The sequence below is a fragment of the Streptomyces sp. NPDC005141 genome (assembly GCF_053599975.1).
Genome location: NZ_JBSFYW010000015.1, coordinates 1 through 14,528, shown reverse-complemented (window position 1 = coordinate 14,528; position 14,528 = coordinate 1). Strand labels below are relative to the sequence as shown.

General features: G+C 72.1%; 10 protein-coding genes and 1 pseudogene. 3 read left to right on the top strand and 8 right to left on the bottom strand.

Features of this window, described 5'->3' with window-relative positions:
* Positions 1 to 9: 9 nt before the first annotated feature.
* Positions 10 to 1,341, bottom strand: coding sequence for a DUF6777 domain-containing protein (locus tag ACWD68_RS14430; RefSeq protein ID WP_451806746.1), 1,332 nt, complete (start codon positions 1,339 to 1,341; stop codon positions 10 to 12).
* A 114-nt stretch (positions 1,342 to 1,455) separates the two neighbouring features.
* Between ACWD68_RS14430 and ACWD68_RS14425 the strand changes: the two are divergent.
* Positions 1,456 to 2,871: pseudogene (locus tag ACWD68_RS14425) on the top strand (lipase maturation factor family protein); the annotation flags it as partial.
* Positions 2,872 to 2,994: 123 nt separating this feature from the next.
* Here the strand turns inward: ACWD68_RS14425 and ACWD68_RS14420 are convergent.
* Genes ACWD68_RS14420 through ACWD68_RS14405 form a run of 4 tightly spaced genes read right to left on the bottom strand, consistent with a single transcriptional unit; the run spans position 2,995 to position 6,930 of the window.
* Positions 2,995 to 3,834, bottom strand: a complete 840-nt coding sequence (locus ACWD68_RS14420) for an amidohydrolase family protein (RefSeq protein WP_451806858.1) — start codon at positions 3,832 to 3,834, stop codon at positions 2,995 to 2,997.
* Positions 3,831 to 4,817, bottom strand: a complete 987-nt coding sequence (locus ACWD68_RS14415) for an aldo/keto reductase (RefSeq protein WP_451806745.1) — start codon at positions 4,815 to 4,817, stop codon at positions 3,831 to 3,833. The genes ACWD68_RS14420 and ACWD68_RS14415 overlap by 4 nt, the downstream gene beginning before the upstream one ends.
* On the bottom strand, positions 4,814 to 5,569 hold the full coding sequence (locus ACWD68_RS14410; RefSeq protein ID WP_451806857.1) for an SDR family NAD(P)-dependent oxidoreductase: 756 nt from the start codon (positions 5,567 to 5,569) through the stop codon (positions 4,814 to 4,816). Before ACWD68_RS14410 ends, ACWD68_RS14415 begins: the two co-directional genes overlap by 4 nt.
* A 5-nt stretch (positions 5,570 to 5,574) precedes the next feature.
* Positions 5,575 to 6,930: an enolase C-terminal domain-like protein gene (locus ACWD68_RS14405; protein WP_451806744.1), complete on the bottom strand. Its 1,356-nt coding sequence runs from the start codon at positions 6,928 to 6,930 to the stop codon at positions 5,575 to 5,577.
* Positions 6,931 to 7,139: 209 nt separating this feature from the next.
* Between ACWD68_RS14405 and ACWD68_RS14400 the strand changes: the two genes are divergently transcribed.
* Entirely contained in the window at positions 7,140 to 7,874 is a 735-nt protein-coding gene (locus ACWD68_RS14400) for a FadR/GntR family transcriptional regulator (RefSeq protein ID WP_451806743.1), read from the top strand.
* 89 nt (positions 7,875 to 7,963) lie between these two features.
* Here the strand turns inward: ACWD68_RS14400 and ACWD68_RS14395 are convergent, their stop codons facing one another.
* The 3 genes from ACWD68_RS14395 to ACWD68_RS14385 all read right to left on the bottom strand — a co-directional run bounded on the left by ACWD68_RS14395 (position 7,964) and on the right by ACWD68_RS14385 (position 13,257).
* Entirely contained in the window at positions 7,964 to 10,981 is a 3,018-nt protein-coding gene (locus ACWD68_RS14395) for an alpha-mannosidase (RefSeq protein ID WP_451806742.1), read from the bottom strand.
* Between the two features lie 29 nt (positions 10,982 to 11,010).
* Positions 11,011 to 13,011: an endo-beta-N-acetylglucosaminidase gene (locus ACWD68_RS14390; protein WP_451806741.1), complete on the bottom strand. Its 2,001-nt coding sequence runs from the start codon at positions 13,009 to 13,011 to the stop codon at positions 11,011 to 11,013.
* An 84-nt stretch (positions 13,012 to 13,095) separates the two neighbouring features.
* Positions 13,096 to 13,257, bottom strand: coding sequence for an Arc family DNA-binding protein (locus ACWD68_RS14385; RefSeq protein ID WP_451806740.1), 162 nt, complete (start codon positions 13,255 to 13,257; stop codon positions 13,096 to 13,098).
* 29 nt (positions 13,258 to 13,286) lie between these two features.
* On the opposite strand from ACWD68_RS14385, the gene ACWD68_RS14380 reads away from it, so the two are divergent.
* Positions 13,287 to 14,489 carry an RNA-guided endonuclease InsQ/TnpB family protein gene (locus tag ACWD68_RS14380; RefSeq protein ID WP_451806739.1) on the top strand — a complete coding sequence of 401 codons (1,203 nt, stop codon included), beginning with the start codon at positions 13,287 to 13,289 and terminating at the stop codon, positions 14,487 to 14,489.
* Positions 14,490 to 14,528 lie beyond the last annotated feature (39 nt).

Genomic DNA, 14,528 nt, shown 5'->3' with positions numbered 1-14,528 from the left:
AGTGGCCGCTCAACTGTCGAAGGCGTCGGCCAAGACGTCGAAGACGTCGTCCGGGCCGGTCGGCTCGTCGGGGATCAGACCACCGCCGTCGGGTACGCCGGGGCTCTCGGGCACGGTGTCGGGACCCGTGTCCCCGGTGGGCGTTCCCGGCCCGGCGGACGGAACCCGAGGTGACGAGGGCTCCGGCGCGGCGGAGCGGTCGGGGGCTGCCGTGTCCGTGCGCGGGGCGGTGGTCCCGCCCGAGGGGGCCGGGGTGGTTCCCGGCTCCGTCGTCGGTGGTGGCGCGACGGAGGCTGTCGGGCAGTCCGAGGGCTTGTCCTCCGGGCGTGGGGAACGGTCAGGCCGGGACACGTCCATGGCGGACCCGTCCGTCGGCATACCGGTGGGCCCGGTGCCGGACCCGGCGCTCTCGCCCGGGCCGCTCTCCCTGTCCCCCGGTGGCACGGTCGGCGTCGCGGTCGGCGTGGCGCAGTCGGACGCGGGGGCGTCGGGGGACCTGCTCCCGTCGCCGGGCGCGGAGCTGGAGGAGGACTCGGGGGGCCTCGGGGTCGCGGTCCCGCCGTCGGGCGGTGCCACGACATGGTCGTGGCGGTGACCGTCGTGGCCGACCGGGCGTTCGATCCAGGTGTGGTCGTCGACGTCGATGATCGTGATGTCGGTGATCACGACCGGTGCCGGGGTCACCACGACGACCTGGGCGGGCCGGTAGCCGCTCCAGGGCCTGCCCCGGGTGCCCGGTTTCCCGTCGAGCGCGATGGGCCGGTTGAGCGGGTTGCCGCAGGCGCAGCGGACCCGGGGGACGCCCCGGTCGTCGACGAGGACGGCCGTACCGACCTGGAGCACGGCCTGGAAGCCGGTCGCCTGTCCGTCGCCGAATCCGTGGTTCGTGACGCGGGTGTCGGCGCGCAGCACGACCGGGCTCAGTCCGCGCAGATAGCCCGGGACGGACCCCGGGGAGATGCCGGAGGCCTGGGCGAAGGCACGTGCCTTGCCCCGGTCGGCGTCGAGGAGCCGGATCTGCTGGTCGGTGTCGCAGCTGCCGGCGTTCCGGGTGCCGCCGTACAGGCCCGGGGTGGCGCCCGAGAACGAACGCCCGCCCTGGGTGCCGGCGGGTGGGGATTGCGGCGTTCGGGTGACGGGTGGCGCGGTCGCGGCGGGGGTGACGGTGGACGCCGTGAAGGGGTCCGGCCCCGCGGCGTCGAGAGGCTCGAGGAACACCTCACCGCCGGTCGGTCCGCTCGATTCCGTGCCCCTGTCGCTGCCGCCCGCGCAGCCGGCGACGAGGAGTGCCGCCGACAGCGCACAGGCCGCTACGAGGGTCCTGGTGGGTAGGTGCACCACGTTCTCCCCTTCGTCCCGGGCGATTCGTGGACCATTCTCTGCGTCACCCTCTTGGCGCACGCAAGCGGAGATCGATCACCCAGCGTCACAATGGAGGGGAGAGGAGCACGCGTCATGGAGTGGTTCTTCGCACCCGGCTACGAGCTGAGCCGACTGGTCTTCCAGCGGGCTCTGGCCGTGCTGTATCTCGTCGCGTTCCTGGGCGCGGCCCTGCAGTTCCGCGCGCTGATCGGGGAGCGCGGGATGCTGCCGGTACCCGGCTTCGTGCGGCGGGTCGCGTTCCGTGACGCGCCGAGCGTGTTCCATCTGCGCTATTCGGACCGCTTCTTCGCCACCTGGTCCTGGACGGGCTGCGCCGTGTCGGCCGCGCTGATCGCGGGCCTCGACGGGTACCTGCCGCTCTGGGGCGCGATGCTGCTGTGGCTGGTCCCGTGGGCCCTGTATCTGTCGATCGTGAACGTCGGCCAGACCTGGTACTCGTTCGGCTGGGAGTCCCTGCTCCTGGAGGTGGGTTTCCTCGCGGTCTTCCTCGGCAACGACGAGGTGGCGCCGCCGGTCGTCGTGCTGTTCCTGATGCGCTGGGTGCTGTTCCGCGTCGAGTTCGGCGCGGGGCTGATCAAGATGCGGGGCGACGCCTGCTGGCGGAAGCTGACCTGCCTCGACTACCACCACGAGACACAGCCGATGCCGGGTCCGCTGAGCTGGTTCTTCCACCATCTGCCCAAGCCGTTCCATCGGATCGAGGTGGCCGCGAACCACTTCACGCAACTCGTGCTGCCCGTGCTGCTGTTCACCCCGCAGCCGATCGCGACGGCCGCGGCCGCGCTGATGATCCTGACCCAGCTGTGGCTGGTCCTGTCCGGCAACTTCTCCTGGCTGAACTGGACGACGATCGTGCTCGCCCTGAGTGTGGTCGAACTCCCCACCACCGCGCCGCGGGCCACCGGAGCGCCGCTCTGGTACGAGGTGGTCGTCCTTGTCGTGGCGGCGGGACTGCTGGCCCTGAGTTACCGCCCGGCGCGCAATCTGCTCTCCCGGCGGCAGGTCATGAACCGCTCCTTCGACCCGCTCCATCTGGTCAACACCTACGGGGCGTTCGGCAGCGTCAGCCGGGTACGTCACGAGGTGGTGGTCGAGGGTACGGCGGACGAGGTGGCGCGCGAGGACGCGGACTGGCGGGAGTACGAGTTCAGGGGCAAGCCGGGCGATCCACGGTACTGGCCGCGCCAGTTCGCGCCGTACCATCTGCGGCTCGACTGGATGATGTGGTTCGCGGCGCTCTCCCCCGGGTACGCCGACGCGTGGTTCTCGGGCCTGGTGGAGCGGCTCCTGGAGAACGACCGTGACACGCTGCGGCTGCTGCGCCGCTCCCCGTTCCCCGCCGACGCGCCGCCCCGCTTCGTCCGCGCCCGCCTCTTCCGCTACCGGTACACGACCTGGCGCGAACTGCGGGAGACGGGCGCGTGCTGGCACCGGACGTACGTGCGCGACTTCCTGCCGCCGACACGGTTGGAGCGCGCCGACGAGCGCCGGATTCCGTACTGGACCGACCGGGCGCCGCCCGGCACCGTCACTTCGCGCCCCACGCCTCGACAGGCGGGCAGGCGGGCAGGCGGGCAGGCGGGCAGGCGGGCAGGCGGGCAGGTTTCGGGGTCAGAGGCGGTAGACGCGGGTGGCGGTTCCGGTGAAGACGGCCTGCCGCTCACTCTCGAGCAGGCCCGCCGTCAACTCCTCGGCCGTCCGCAGGACCTGGCCGTAGGTCGCGGCGAGTGTGCACACCGGCCAGTCGGAGCCGAACATCATCCGGTCGGGACCGAAGGCCTCCAGGACCGTGTCGGCGTAGGGCCGCAGGTCGTCGGGCGTCCACCGTGCGGGGTCCGCCTCGGTGACCATCCCGGACAGCTTGCACACGGTGTTGGGCAGTGCCGCCAGTTCGCGGACGGCGCTCGCCCAGGGGTCCAGGACGCCGCCGACGATCGGCGGCTTGCCCAAGTGGTCCAGCACGAAGGTCAGTCCGGGATGATCTGCGGCCGCCCCGGCGCAGACGGGCAGCTGGTGCGGCACGACGATCAGGTCGTAGACGAGCCCCGCCTCCGCGACGGCGGCCAGTCCGCGCCGCACGTCCGGCCGCAGCAGCCATCCGGGGTCGCTCTCGGCCTGGACCTGATGGCGGATGCCTCTGAGATGACGGCCGCCGGGCGCCTCCAGGAGCCGCGCGAGTTCCTCGGCGACGTCCGGGCGGGTCAGGTCCGTCCAGCCGACCACGCCCGCCACCAGCGGACTCTCCTCCGCGAGAGCGAGCAACTCCGGGGTCTCCTCGGCCACGGTGACCGTCTGCACGAGGACGGTGCGGTCCACACCGGCGGCCCCGGCCGCCCGTGCGAGGTCCGTGATCCCGAAGTTCCGCCGCAGGGGCCGGAGTCCGGGGCCGGTGATCCAGTCCTGGTCACGGACCGACAGGTCCCAGAGATGGTGGTGCGCGTCGACGGTCACGGCAGCTCCCGTGCGGGGAGGGGAGCGTCGGCGGGCAGCAGTCCCTCCGCGCGCAGTTCCTGCCAGAAGCCCGGGGGCACCGGCGTCACGGACTGCCGTACGCAGTCACGGACTTCATCGGCCGAGCGAGCACCGACGAGGACGCTCGCCACGGCCGGGTGGGCGGCCGGGAGAGCCAGGGCCGCGGCACGCAGCGTGGTGCCGTGCCGCTCGGCGATCACCTTCAGGCGCAGGGCGCGGTTCAACAACTCCTCCGGCGCGATGGAGTAGTTGTACGTCGCTCCCGGTCTCGGATCCGCCAGCAGGCCGGAGTTGAAGGCGCCGCCGATGACGACGGAGATGCCGCGGGCCCGGGCGGCGGGCAGCAGCCCGGACAGCGCGCGGTGGTCCAGGAGGGAGTAGCGGCCCGCGCACAGCACCACGTCGATGTCCGTCTCGCGGACGAAACGGGTGAGCATCTCCGTCTGGTTCATACCCGCGCCGATCGCCCCGACCACACCCTGCGAGCGGAGCTTCTCCAGCGCGGGGTAGCCCTCGCGGAAGGCCTGCTCGGCATGGTCGTCGGGGTCGTGCAGGTAGACGACGTCCACCCGGTCGAGGCCGAGCCGTTCGAGGCTGGCGTCCAGGCTCCGGCGTACGCCGTCGGCGCTGAAGTCCCAGACGCGGCGGTGCGTGGCGGGCACCGCGAAGCCGTCGGCCAGGTCGTCGCCGCCCGTGCCCGCCGGCTCCAGGAGGCGGCCCACCTTGGTCGAGACGGTGTACTCGGCGCGGGGCCGGTCGCGCAGGGCCGCGCCGAGGCGCCGCTCGGAGAGGCCGATGCCGTAGTGCGGGGCGGTGTCGAAGTAGCGGATGCCGCTCGTCCAGGCGGTGCCGACGGCCTCGTACGCCTGCTCGTCGGTGACCTCGGTGAACAGGTTGCCGATCCCGGCGGCGCCGAAGGACAGCCCGCTGACGCGGACGCCACTGCCGCCGAGGGAGGTCACCGGCCCACCGGGCGCAGCCGCAGCCCCTGCATACCGCCGTCCACCGCGAGCGCGGTGCCGGTGGTGGCGCCGGACAGCGGGCTCGCCAAGTAGGCGATGGCGCCGGCGACTTCCGGCGCCGACACCAGGCGGCCGGTGGGCTGGCGGGCCTCCAGGGCGGCGCGTTCGGCGGCCGGATCGGGGGCGGCGTCGAGGAGCCGTCCGACCCACGGAGTGTCGACCGTGCCGGGGTTGACGCAGTTGACGCGGATGCCCTCGCGGACGTGGTCGGCGGCCATGGCGAGGGAGAGGGAGAGGACGGCGCCCTTGGACGCCGAGTACAGCGCCCGCTGGGGCAGGCCCGCGGTGGCCGCGACGGAGCAGGTGTTCACGATCGCCGGGTGCGCGGATTCCCGCAGGTGGGGCAGCGCGGCACGGGTCGTCCGCACGATGCCGAGGACGTTGACGTCCAGGACCCGGTGCCATTCCTCGTCGTCGTTGTCCTCGACGGTGCCGCGGGCCCCGATGCCCGCGTTGTTGACCAGGACGTCGAGGCCGCCCAGGTCCGCGACCGCGGCGGCCACGGCCTCCCGGACGGAGGCGTCGTCGGTGACGTCGGCGCGGTGCCCGGCCAGCGGCTTGCCGACGGACGACGGATCGAGGTCGAGGACGGCGACCCGGGCGCCGCGAGCGGCGAGCAGCTCGGCAGTCGCCCTGCCGATCCCGGAAGCGCCTCCGGTCACCACTGCCTTGAGCCCGTCGAAGTCTTGAATATCCGTCATGTGCTCTGCCCCTTCCGGTCGTTGCCGTTCCGCTGGGCGAGGTCGGCGGCCCAGAAGGCGCCGCCGGGGTAGGTGAACTCCGCGATGGACGCGGGCCCCATGGTGGCGGAGAAACCCGGCGCGGTCGGTGCCGCGTAGTGGCCGTCGCGGATCACCACCGGTTCGGTGAAGTGGTCGTGCAGATGGTCGACGTACTCGATGACGCGGTCGTCGGTGGTGCCGGACAGGGCGACGAAGTCGAACATCGCGAGGTGCTGGACGAGTTCGCACAGGCCGACGCCCCCGGCGTGCGGGCAGACGGGCACACCGAACTTGGCCGCGAGGAGCAGGACGGCGAGGTTCTCGTTGACGCCGCCGACGCGCGCCGCGTCGATCTGGAGGACGTCGAGGGAGCCCGCCTGGAGGAGCTGCTTGAAGACGATCCGGTTCTGCGCGTGTTCACCGGTGGCGACCTTGACGGGGGCGACCGCCGCGCGCACGGCGGCGTGGCCGAGGATGTCGTCGGGGCTGGTCGGCTCCTCGATCCAGTACGGCTGGAACTCGGTGAGCGCCTTGGTCCAGGTGATGGCCTCGTCCACGTCCCAGCGCTGGTTGGCGTCGATCGCGATGCGGATGTCCGGGCCGACCACCGCACGGGCGACGCGGCAGCGGCGTACGTCGTCCGCCAGATCCGCCCCCACCTTCAGCTTGATCTGGCGGAATCCCCCGGCCACCGCCTCGGCCGCGAGACGGGTGAGCTTCTCGTCGCTGTAGCCGAGCCAGCCGGGCGAGGTGGTGTACGCGGGGAAGCCCTGGGCGCGCAGGGTCGCGGCGCGTCCCGCGGCTCCTTCCCGGCCCCGGCGCAGCAGCTCCAGGGCCTCCTCGGGCGTCAGCGCGTCCGTGATGTACCGGAAGTCGACCTGGCCGACGAGCCAGACGGGATCGGCCTCCGCGAGCAGCTGCCACAGCGGCTTGCCGGCGCGCTTGGCTGCCAGATCCCACACGGCGTTGACGACGGCGCCGATCGCCATGTGCATCACGCCCTTCTCGGGTCCGAGCCAGCGCAGCTGGCTGTCGCCGATCAGGTCACGGGACAGGGAGCCTGGGTCTGCGCACAGCTCGTCGACGGACCGTCCGACCACCTGCGACCGCAGCGCGTCGATCGCGGCGACCTGGACATCGTTGCCCCGCCCGATGGTGAAGGTGAAGCCGTGCCCCTCGGCTCCGTCGGCCGTGTCGGTGCGCAGGACGACGTACGCCGCCGAGTAGTCGGGGTCCGGATTCATCGCGTCCGAGCCGTCGAGTTCGCGCGAGGTGGGGAAGCGGATGTCGTAGGTGTCGACCGCGGTGACGCGGGCGGGGGCAGCGGACACGGAACGCCTTTCTGTCGGTGACAGGGGGTCCTCGGTCGGGGTTCGGGAGCTCGCTCCTGGAAGTCCCTCCGCCTACCGGGACGAATATTTATCAGACCAATTCGAGATGGCGACACCCTTCAGCGGCATGTTTTCCTGATTATCGGCCCCAGTGGTCCGACCACTTCGCTGACTAGACTGCGGCGCACCCGGCAACAGGAGGACGCGCTGTGGACGAGACCCCGCACGGTGGCACGGAGCCCGACACGGACGCGGCTCCGCCGAAGGGCACCGTGACGCAGCGCGCCATCGAGCGGATCAAGGCGCTGATCCGCGAGGGCCGTCTGGAGCCGGGTCAGCGGCTGCCGACCGAGCGGGATCTGGCGGCCGACCTGGGCATCTCGCGCAGTTCGATGCGCGAGGCGATCCGCGCGCTCACGGTCCTCGGCGTGCTGGAGGCGCGGCACGGATCGGGCATCTACGTCACGCGGTTGGAGGCCGGAGACCTGCTGGAGACCTTCGGCGTCGTGGCCGACCTCTCCCGCGGCCGGCAACTCGTCGAGCTGCTGGAACTGCGCCGCGTCCTGGAGTCCACCGCGACGGCGACGGCCGCCGCGCGGATCACCCCGGACGGGCTCGCCGAGGTCGAGAAGCATCTGACCGCGATGAACGCGACGGACGATCCGGAGCGGATCCTCGCCCACGATCTCGCCTTCCACCGCGAGATCGTGGCCGCCGCGGGCAACGACACGATGACCGCCATCCTGGACGGCCTCTCCTCGCGCACGTTCCGTGCCCGTGTCTGGCGCGGCTACCAGGAGGACGGCGCCTTCGAACGCACCCGCCGAGAACACGCCGCGATCCACCGAGCGCTGGTGGCCCGCGACCCGGAGGCTGCGAGGGCGGCGGCGGCCGCGCACGTCGGTGAGGTGGAGCAGTGGCTGCGGTCCCAGCTCGATCCGTAGCGGTCAGGCCGCGCAGAGGCCCGCTTTTCGCGAGGCCCGCCCCGGCCGGTCGTCGTGAGGCCGGGGCCCCACGACGCCCGGGGCGCCGGTCAGGCTCGCGTGAGCCGGAGCGTCACCAGCTCGAACGGGCGCAGCCGCAGGCTGATCCGGTCACCGTCGCGCGCCGGGGACGCCGCGTCCGTGAGCGGCCGCTCCAGCAGGTCCGTCACGGTGACCTCCCCGACCTCGAACCCGGCCGTGAGCGTGACCTTCGTACGGCCGCCGCGGGACTCGTGGAAGCGGACGACCACATCGCCGCTGCCGTCGTCGGCCAGCTTGACCGCCGTCACGACGACCGCGTCCTGGTCGACGGTGACCAGCGGCGCGACCTGCCGCGCACCGCTCACCCGCCGCTCGGGCAGGTTGATCCGCCAGCCCTCGCGCACCGCGTCACCGATGGCGGCGCCCGGCACGAGCGCGTGCCGGAAGCGGTGCACTCCCTGGTCGGTCTCGGGGTCGGGGAAGCGCGGGGCGCGCAGCAGCGAGACACGCACGGTGGTGGTCGTACCGGAGTCGCTGTCCCGCACGGCGCGGGTGACGTCGTGGCCGTACGTCGAGTCGTTGACCAGGGCGACACCCCATCCCGGTTCCTCGATGTGCACGAAACGGTGGTTGCACGCCTCGAACTTGGCCGACTCCCATGAGGTGTTGGTGTGCGTGGGCCGGTGGAAGTGCCCGAACTGGGTCTCGGACGCGTACCGTTCGGCGTGCACGTCGAGCGGGAAGGCGAGCTTCAGGAACTTCTCGGTCTCGTGCCAGTCCACCTCGGTGTCGATACCGAGCCGCCGCTCCCCCGGGGCCAGCGACAGCACCTGGGTGACCCGCGACGCGCCGAACGACCGGACGACCCGGACCGACACACCGTCCTCGGCGGGTCCGACCTCGTCCGCGTCGACCAGGTCGGTGACCGTGTTGCGGTAGAACTCGTCGACGTCCCAGGCATCCCACATGTTCGGGAAGTCGGGGTGGATCTGGAGCAGGTTGGCGGCCCGGCCGGGCGCGACCGTCTCGCGCTCCGCCTCCAGGTCGTACGCCGAGACCACGAGCCCCCGCTCGTCGATCTCGACGCGCAGCAGGCCGTTGTCGATGACGTGGCCTCCACCGACGCGCGGGGCGAGTGCCACCTCCCCGTCGACGCGCGGCGCGGCGGCACCGCCCGCCGGGACCCCGTCCCTGCTGTGCGGCGCCGAGTTGAACACCAGCGCCGTCGAGCCGTCGCCGGCCAGTGCGCGCTGGGCGGCGTCGATGACAGCGCCCAGCTCCTCGGCGACCCGCTCATAGGTCCGCCGGGCCTCCCGGTGGACCCAGGCGATGGAGGAACCGGGCAGGATGTCGTGGAACTGATGGAGCAGCACCGTCTTCCAGAGCCGGTCCAACTCCCCGTACGGGTAGGGGAATCCGCCACGAACGGCGGCCGTCGCCGCCCAGAGTTCGGCCTCCCGCAGGAGGTGCTCGCTGCGCCGGTTGCCCTGCTTGGTCTTCGCCTGGCTGGTGAGGGTGGCGCGATGCAGCTCCAGGTACAGCTCGCCGACCCACACCGGCGCGTCGGGGTACTCGGCCTCGGCCTTGCGGAAGAAGTCCTCGGGGGTCTCCCACACCACGGTCGCGGAGCCTTCGAGGTCGCGCAGCCGGGCCGCCTTGGCGATCATCTCGCGCGTGGTGCCGCCGCCTCCGTCGCCCCAGCCGGTGGGGGCCAGGGAGTGCCGGGCGACACCCTTGTCCTTGAAGTTGTTCGCCGCGTGGGCGATCTCGCTGCCCTTCATCGCGCAGTTGTAGGTGTCGACGGGCGGGAAGTGCGTGAAGATCCGGGTGCCGTCGATGCCCTCCCACCGGAAGGTGTGGTGGGGGAACTTGTTGGTCTGCGACCACGAGATCTTCTGTGTCAGCAGCCACTTGGAGCCGGCCGCCTTGATGATCTGCGGAAGCCCGGCGGCGAAGCCAAAGGTGTCGGGCAGCCAGGCCTCGTCGTTCTCGACGCCGAACTCGTCGAGGAAGAAGCGCTTGCCGTGGACGAACTGACGGGCCATCGCCTCCGAGCCCGGCATGTTGGTGTCCGACTCGACCCACATGCCTCCGGCGGGCACGAACCGCCCGTCGGCCACCGCCTTCTTCACCCGGGCCCACACCTCGGGCCGGTGGTCCCTCACCCACGCCCATTGCTGGGCCTGGGACATGGCGAAGACGAAGTCGGGCTCGTCCTCGAGGAGCGCGGTCATGTTCGACGTGGTCCGGGCCACCTTGCGGACGGTCTCGCGCAGCGGCCACAGCCACGCGGAGTCGATATGCGCGTGCCCGACGGCGCTGATCCGGTGGGCCGACGGTACGGCGGGCGCCGCCAGGACGTCCCGGAGCTGTGAACGCGCGGCGTCCGCCGTGCCGTTGACGTCCTGCAGGTCCACCGCGTCCAGAGCCCGCTCCACCGCGCGCAGGATGTCCCAGCGCCGCGCGGACTCCACCGGGAGTTCGGCCATCAGCTCGCCGAGCACCTCCAGATCGTTGACGAGCTGCCACACGGTCTCGTCGAAGACGGCGAGGTCCATCCGCTCCAGCCGGTACTGCGGCTCGCTGCCCGCCGTCTCCTTGTCCCCCAACCGGGTGGGCAGGAAGGGGTGGTAGTCGAGGATCACCGGGTTGGAGGCGGCCTCGATGTGCAGCCGGACCTGTTCGCCGCCCTCGACCGGGGCGCCGATCCGCACCCACTGGTTGCGCGGGTTGAGGCCCTTCACGGGGGTGCCGTCGGGCCGGTAGACGAGTCCCTCGCACTGGAAGCCGGGCATGTTCTCGTCGAAGCCGAGGTCCAGCAGTGCCTCCACCGTCCGGCCGGCCCACGCCTGAGGAACGGTCCCGGTCACCCGGAACCAGCTGGTACCCCACGGAGCACCCCAGCGCCCGCCCACCTCGATCGGTTCCGGCGCGGCGGCGAGGCCTTCGGCGACCGGGACGGGCTCGCCCGGCGCGTTCCACACCGCCACCTCGAGCGGCACGGACTCGGGGTACACGGCCGGACGGACGCGTTCGTCCAGAACGCGCTTGAGGCGGGCTTCGACCAGCGTGCGGTCGTCATGCATGTGAGTGCTCCGTGGGGTGAGGGTGCGGGCTACCAGGTGTGGGTGGTCGTCGTGGGGGTCGAGACGGTGAACAGCTCCCCCACCGACCGCAGTTCGAAGCGTGCGGCCGCCTCGCCCTGCTCGGGGGCGAGACCGCCGACGTGGAAGGCGCGCTGGCAGGTTCCGCCGAGGAAGCGGCGCGTGCCGTCGGGAAGGATCCGGTGCACCTCGTAGTGGCGCACCGGGCCGGGGGCGGCCTGCCAGGCGAGGCGCACGCTGCCGCCGTCGGCGTCGGTGACCCGCAGGCCGGTGGGCGCGTCGGGAGTCACGACCGCGTCCCGGACGGCGAGACCGCCCAGCCGCCAGCGCACCGGGGCTCCGGCACCGGTCAGCCGGACGCCGAGGGCCCGGAGGGTGCCCGACAGCCCGGTGAGCGGCACGGTGGTGGTCGCCCAGCCGCTGCCCGACGCCAGCGGGAAGTAGGTGTACGGGGGCGCCCCGCCGGCCGCGTCCGGGTCGGCCGTGGCGACGGCGAGTTCCAGGGACGCTTCGCCCGTGTCGGTGCGGTGGGTCAGCTCGACGACCGTGTCCGGGCCGAGCGGGATGCGCGTCGCGTACAGGTCGAGAGTGGCCGGCGCGTCGAGGTCGCCGGCGACCAGGAGGCTGCTGCCGCCGCGCCAGGCGTCCGCGAAGTCGAAGGCCACCGTGGGGCGTCGGCCGGAGGTGCGGACCACCCAGCGGCGGGAGGGCAGCCGGTCCTGGAGACCGAGGTGGTTCCAGGCGGCGTCGGAGGTCGCGCTGCCGTCCTCGTACCACTTCAGGCCGTGACCGGTGTTGAGGACAGTCGCGAAGGGGAGGGAGGTGACCGTGGAACGGTCGGCGACGGAGACGGCGGGCGCCCGCCATCGCGCCGTCGGGTCGGGTCGCGCGGGGTCGAGGGAGGCGCCGGTCCAGAACGCGTCGTCGGCGGCGTGGAAGTCGCCGGGTGTGCGGCCCGCGGGAAGGTGGTTGCGGGTCCACTCCGGCCGGTAGAAGCCGATGGAGGTGATGTGCGCCGTGCTGGTCGGCACGATGGCGTCCCAGTTCACGGAGGCGTTCGTGCCGTTCGCCTCGACATCGACGCCGGCCCACAGCGCGTAGCGGTCACGGCCGAGTTGCCGAGCGGTCGTCCCGGAGGAGGCGAGGCTGCTCCGGGACCAGCGGAAGTCGAGGAACATGGAGTCGGTGGCCTGGAAGAACGTCTTGTTCTGACTGTTCAACGCCCCCTGCCAGCTCACCGTGCCGTTCACGGTCATCGAGTCGTACCAGGTGACGCGCTGCCCCTGGGCCGCGCCGAGTGCCTTCAGCTCGCGCAGGAAGCCGAGCATGTCGGCGGCGAGCGCGGCGTTCCCGCCGCCGGTCTCGGCGTTGATGAACCAGCCGTCGAAGCCGTACGCGGCGGCGACCGCGACGAGTCGCGCGGCCAGCGGGAAGTGCCCGGCGGAGTCCTTCTGCACCAGGTCGCGGGTCCACTGCAACTGGCCGCCGTAGGCGACGGGCGGCAGGAACACATTGCCGAGGACGGGTACACCGTGGCGGTGGGCGGCGTCCACGATCGGCGCGTTGGGCGCGAGGATCAGGCCCTCGCCCGACGAGCCTCCCCAGAAGACGAGTTCGTCGACGTACGCCCAGTGGGTGAGCGCGTAGTAGTCGGCGGTGGCCGCGCCCTGCGCGGGGTTGCCCGACGTGGGGCCGAAGGAGACCAGGGACTGTACGCGGGCCTGGCCGGAGCGGGCCGTGGTGTTCGCGGGCACCGGGGTGAAGCGCGGGGCGAGCGGCTCGGTGGCGGCGTTGAAGGCCAGGTCCGTGTCGCTTTCGGCGCTCCACGCCTTCAGACTGCGCCAGGTGACGCCGGTGCCGGGGGTGCCCGAGGGCAGCGAGTCGGGGTACCAGTAGGAGGCGTGGGGCTGCAGGTCGCGGCCGGCGGCCGCGGCCGTGCCCGGCAGGCCCGGGAGGAGTCCGGCGGCGGCGCCGGCTCCGGCGAGCAGGACGGTGCGTCTGCTGAGGTTCACCGATGTCCTCCGAGGCTGGCCCGGTCTTCCGGCCGGGGAGGAATCGGACTCCTGCGGAGCGGGGCGGGGAAGAGTGAATCGCCGTCAGCGCGGTTCGGTGTCAGCCCCGGCGGCTCGGTAATCGCCCTCGATGCGGTGGACGATCTCAGAGTTGAGCGAGCGCCGGTTGGCCTTGGCCTGAGCCGTGAGCCAGGCGTGCAAGTCGGCGGGCAGACGCAGAGTGATGCGGGCTTCTTCATGATTCATACCTCCCAGCGTAGTGGTACGGTGACACCATGACGACACCAGATGGTGCGAGGGAGGCCGGACAGGCCCGGTACACCTACCGCCTTCACGTGTCGTCCACCGCGCTTGCTCGCCTGGATGCCGAGTGGGCTCGCTGCCGGTGGGTGTGGAACGAATGCGTGGCCATGTCCCGCAAGATCCACGGCCTGAACAGGAACGCCGCCGTCAAAGTGACGTGCGGGCCGGCGCAGCTGGACAAGATGCTGACCGGGGCCCGTGGCGCGATGGCGTGGCTGCGCGAGGGCAGTTCGGTGCCGCAGCAGCAGATGATCCGGGACTTCGCGAAGTCCCGCGCCAAGGCGCTGGGGGACATCAAGGCCGGGCTGCCGATGCGACAGCGGGCCGGGATGCCGCGGATCAAGCGCAAGCGCGAGGCGCTGGTGTCGCTGAACTACACGCGGCGCGGCTTTCGGGTCAGGGACGACCGCCTGCACCTGGCCGGCAACATCGCCTTGACCGTGGTGTGGTCCCGCGACCTGCCAACCGACCCGACGTCGGTGCGTGTGTACCGGGACAGCCTCGGCCACTGGTACGCCTCGTTCGTCGTGCAGGCGGTCGTCGAGCCGCTGCCCGCCACGGGACGCGCGATCGGTATCGACTGGGGCGTGAAGGAGACCGCCACCACGACCTCCGACGCGCATGATCTGCCCCACCCGCAGCACGGGCGGACCGCCGCGGCGAAGCTGGCTCGCTACCAGCGACAGATGTCCCGCCGTCAGACGCCGAAGAGCAGGCCCGACACCGGCGGTTACCGCACAGCCCGCAATGCGGCGGCGAAGGTCTCCAAGAAGATCGCCCGACAGCGCCAGGACACCGGCCGCAAGTGGGCCAAGGCCGTGGTCCGCGACCACGACGCGCTGGCCGTCGAGGACTTCCGCCCGAAGTTCCTCGCCACATCCACCATGGCCCGCAAGGCCGCCGACGCCGCCATCAGCGCCACCAAGACCGCGCTCATCGAGATGGCCCGCAAGCACGGGCGCACCGTGCACCTGGTCAACCCCGCGCACACCACCACGGACTGCGCACACTGCGGAGCGAGAGCCAAGCACGCAGTACCCCTTTCTGAACGAACGTATACGTGTACCGCGTGCGGAGCCATGTCCCCCAGGGACAAGAACTCCGCACGCGTGATGCTCGTCCGGGCTGGTCTCAACCCGGCTGGTGCTGATCTTGTAAGCCCCGCCACCTGCTAGGTGCCGGGCGAAGTGAGCTAGGAATCCCCCTCCTCCAGG

What these genes read in the sequence shown, in the direction of transcription:
- ACWD68_RS14395 (WP_451806742.1), bottom strand. Translation starts at nt 10,981, where the DNA reads ATGCATGACGACCGCACGCTGGTCGAAGCCCGCCTCAAGCGCGTTCTG.
- ACWD68_RS14385 (WP_451806740.1), bottom strand. Translation starts at nt 13,257, where the DNA reads ATGAATCATGAAGAAGCCCGCATCACTCTGCGTCTGCCCGCCGACTTG.
- ACWD68_RS14380 (WP_451806739.1), top strand. Translation starts at nt 13,287, where the DNA reads ATGACGACACCAGATGGTGCGAGGGAGGCCGGACAGGCCCGGTACACC.